This is a genomic window from Streptomyces sp. S6 (assembly GCF_054880855.1).
Window position 1 is genome coordinate 1 of the sequence record NZ_JBTYMC010000438.1, and the last position, 4,327, is coordinate 4,327.

General features: G+C 73.9%; 1 protein-coding gene and 1 pseudogene. Both read right to left on the bottom strand.

Annotated elements, in window-relative coordinates:
• A pseudogene (locus tag ACVNF4_RS33140) lies at positions 1-4,037 on the bottom strand (type I polyketide synthase); the annotation flags it as partial.
• A 95-nt stretch (positions 4,038-4,132) separates the two neighbouring features.
• Positions 4,133-4,327, bottom strand: a 195-nt coding sequence (locus ACVNF4_RS33145) for a hypothetical protein (RefSeq protein ID WP_461806579.1), incomplete at its 5' end; no start/stop codon positions are given.

Below are 4,327 nucleotides of genomic sequence, written 5' to 3' on the forward strand. Positions count from 1 at the left end.
CCGTGCACCACGTCTCCCCGCAGCGCGACCTCGGGCTCCCCGGCGGCGAGCGCCGCGTCCAGCCCCGCGGAGGTGAGCGGCCCGTCCGAGTCCACCAGCACGATCCGGCCCGGCTCCTCGGCCTGCGCCGAACGCACCAACCCGACCAGCGCGGCCTGCGCCACACCCGTCGCGGTCACCGGCGTACCCGGCACCGGCGCGGCACCCCGGGTACCGATCACCAGCACCCCCGGCCGCTCCTCGGCCAGCCACGCGTGCAGCAGCTCAAGCCCCCACACGGCAGCCCGCTCGGCGGCCTCCGCCTCCGCGCCCTCGACCGCCTCCACCGGGCAGAGCGCCAGCACCGCAGCCGGTGAACTCCCAGCCTCGCTGGACATCCCCTCAAGGGCCGCGTCACCGAGCACGGTGTAACGACCGGGAACTGCGTCGGCCACGGGAAGCACCGGCCACACGACGCTCAGCAGCGCATCCGCCGTACCGCCCGGCGCGGCCAACTGCCCGGCGGTGACCGGACGGAAGGCCAGCTCGCCGACGCTGACGACCGGAGCGCCCAGGGCGTCGGTGGCGTGCAGGGTCAGACCGTCGGACCCGGCGCGCGCGAGCCGCACCCGCAGACTGCTCGCGCCGGTCGCGTGCAGGGCCACGTCGTTCCAGGAGAACGGCAGCCCGCCCGTGCCGTCGCCGCCCGGCAGGAGCGAGGAGGCGTGCAGGGCCGCGTCCAGCAGCGCCGGATGCAGCAGGAAGGCGGGGTCGGCACCGTCCAGGTCCACCTCGGCGAACACCTCGTCACCACGCCGCCAGGCCGACCGCAGCCCCTGGAACAGCGGCCCGTACCGGAAGCCCGCCTCGCCCATCCGCTCGTAGGCGCCGTCGAGTTCGACGGGCTCGGCACCGGCAGGCGGCCACACCCCGAGGTCGAACTCCGCGGCCTGCGCAGCGCTGAGCACGCCACTGCCGTGCCGGGTCCACGCCTCGCCGTCCGCGCCGTCGGGACGGGAGTGGAAGCGCACAGCCCGACGCCCCTCCTCGTCCGGCTCGTCCACCGTCACCTGAAGATGCGCGCCACCGGAGGCGGGCAGGACCAGCGGGGCTTCCAGGACGAGTTCGTCGAGACAGGCGGCCCCCATCCGGTCGCCCGCCCAGAGCGCCAGCTCCACGAACGCCGTACCCGGCAACAGCACCGTGTCGAAGACCGCGTGATCGGCGGTCCAGGGCTGCCCGGCGAGGGACAACCGCCCCGTGAACACGGCCCGTTCACTCTCCGCCAACTCCACGACGGCCCCGAGCAGCGGATGCCCGGCCCGACCGAGCCCCGCCGCACCGGCGTCCCCGGCCCGCGCGACCGGCAGCTCCGTCCAGAACCGCTGGCGCTGGAAGGCGTACGTGGGGAGGTCGACTATCCGAGCGCCAGTGCCCTCGTACCAGCGGGTCCAGTCGACGGGGGCGCCGTTGGCGTAGGCCTCGCCGAGGGAGAGGAGGAGGCGTTCCGGGCCGCCTTCGTCCCGGCGGAGGGTGCCGGTGGCGGTGACGTCGCGGCCCATGCCGTCCGCCGTGTCCTGGACGGCGCTGGTCAGGACCGGGTGCGGGGTGACCTCGACGAAGAGGGTGTGGCCCTGGTCGAGGAGGGCTCGGGTGGCCGCCTCGAACTCCACCGGCTGGCGCAGGTTGCGGAACCAGTAGTCGGCGTCCAGTTCGGATGTGTCCAGGCGGCCGGCGGTCACGCAGGAGTAGAACGCGACACGGGACGCCACAGGGGACACGTCCTTCAACAGGCCCGCCAACTCTTCACGCACCGCGTCGACATGGGAGGAGTGCGAGGCGTAGTCCACGGCGATCCGCCGCGCCCTCACCCCCTCCGACTCCGCCCACGCCAACAACTCGCCCAGCGCCCCGGGTTCACCCGCGACCACCACCGACGCGGGCCCGTTCACCGCAGCGAGATCGATACGGCCGTCCCAGCGCTCCAACTCTTCACGCACCCGGGAAGCCGGCAACTGCACCGACACCATCCCACCCTTGCCGGACAGCGCGAGAATCGCCCGCGACCGCAACGCCACCACCCGGGCACCGTCCTCCAACGACAACGCCCCGGCCACGACAGCCGCCGCGATCTCCCCCTGCGAATGCCCCACCACCGCAGCGGGCTCAACCCCGTAAGACCGCCACACCTCGGCGAGGGACACCATCACCGCCCACAACACCGGCTGCACGACATCAACCCGCTCAAGGTCACCTTGCAGCGCCTCTTTGAGCGACCAGTCGACGAACCCCGACAACGCCTCCCCACACTCCGCCATCCGCCCCGCGAACACCGGCGAGGAATCCAACAGCTCCAACGCCATCCCGGACCACTGCGACCCCTGACCCGGGAACACGAACACCACACCCCCCGCCCCCACCCGCCCCTGCACCACACCCGCGCTGGCGGATCCCTCCGCCACCCCGCGAACCCCCTGGACCAGCGCGTCCCGATCTCGGCCGACCACCACAGCCCGGCACTCCAGCCCGGCCCGCGACACGACGGACGCGTACCCGATGTCCTGGGCCCGCGTGCCGGGGTGTTCGGCGAGGTGCTGGGCGAGACGGGCGGCCTGCGCCGACAGCGCGGCCGTGCTGCGGGCGGACAGCAGCAAGGGAACGGGACCCGCGAAGTCGTCCGGCGAGGCCGGCGGCGGGTCGTCGCCCTGCTCCAGGACGAGGTGGGCGTTGGTGCCGCTGATCCCGAAGGAGGAGACACCGATCCGGCGCGGACGGTCGACCGCGGGCCACTCCCGAGCCTCCGTCAGCAACTCCACGGCACCGGCCGACCAGTCGACCTGGCTGCTCGGCTCGTCCACGTGGAGGGTCTTCGGCAGCACACCCGCCCGCAGCGACAGCACCGCCTTGATCACGGACCCGACCCCGGCGGCGGCGATGGTGTGCCCGATGTTGGACTTCAACGACCCGAGGTACAGCGGGTGTTCACGGTCCTGCCCGTACGCCGCCAGCACCGCCTGCGCCTCGATCGGGTCACCGAGCCTCGTCCCGGTGCCGTGCGCCTCGACGGCGTCGACCTCGTCGGGCGTGAGCCCCGCGCCCGCGAGGCAGTCGCGGATGACGCGCTGTTGGGAGGGCCCGTTGGGGGCGGTGAGGCCGTTGGAGGCGCCGTCCTGGTTGACGGCCGAGCCACGGACGACGGCCAGCACCGGGTGCCCGAGGCGGCGGGCGTCGGAGAGCCGCTCGACGACGAGGACGCCGACGCCCTCGCCCCAGCCGGTGCCGTCCGCGCAGTCCGCGAAGGACTTGCAGCGGCCGTCGGAGGCGAGGCCGCCCTGCCGGGAGAACTCGGGGAAGATGCTGGGCGTCGCCATCACCGTCACCCCGCCGCTGAGCGCCATGTCGCACTCGCCCGCGCGCAGCGCCTGCACGGCGAGGTGCAGGGAGACCAGCGAGGACGAGCACGCGGTGTCGACGGTCAGCGCCGGCCCCTCCAGACCGAGCGTGTAGGCGACCCGGCCGGACATCACGCTGCTGGTCATGCCGGTCAGCGACGGGGCGTCCTCGGAGTCCTGGAGCGTCGTCAGGAGGCTGACGAAATCCTCGGAGCCGCCGCCGAAGTAGACGCCGGTGCGGGAGCCGCGCAGCGCGGCCGGGCTCAGACCAGCGCGCTCCACCGCCTCCCAGGAGACCTCCAGGAGCAGCCGCTGCTGCGGGTCCATGGAGAGGGCCTCGCGCGGCGAGATGCCGAAGAACTCGGCGTCGAAGCCCGCCGGGTCGTCGATGAACCCGCCCTGGAGCGTCTCCGACGAGCCCTCGGTCTCCTGGTACAGGTCGTCCACGGGCCAGCCCCGGTCGCGGGGGAAGTCCCCGATGCCGTCGCGGCCCTCGTCGACGAGCCGCCACAGCGCCTCCGGGCTGTCGACGCCGCCGGGGTAGCGGCAGGCCATGCCGACGATCGCGATCGGCTCGCGGCTGCGGTTCTCGCTCTCCGTGAGCCGCTCGCGCAGGTCGCGGGCGTCGGCGACGGCCCGCTTGAGGTAGTCGCGCAGGCGGCTCTCGGCGCTGCCGGACTCCTCGGCGGCGGGGGTGCTGGGCATGCGGGTGTCACATCCTCGGGGAGCGGGGCGGGGAGAGGGGAAGTCGAGCGGTGGGCTCAGCGGTAGCCCTCGTCGATCATGGCGAACAGGTCGTCGTCGGTGACCGCCGTGAGGTTCTGCTCGGCGGGCGCGCGCAGGCCCTCCCACAGCCGGGTCAGCCGGTCCTGGAGCAGGCCGTGGTCCGGGTCGTCGTCCGGGACCTCGGCGAGCGCCGAGGCCAGCGCCGCCAGGGCGGCGAGCGCCTGGCGGCC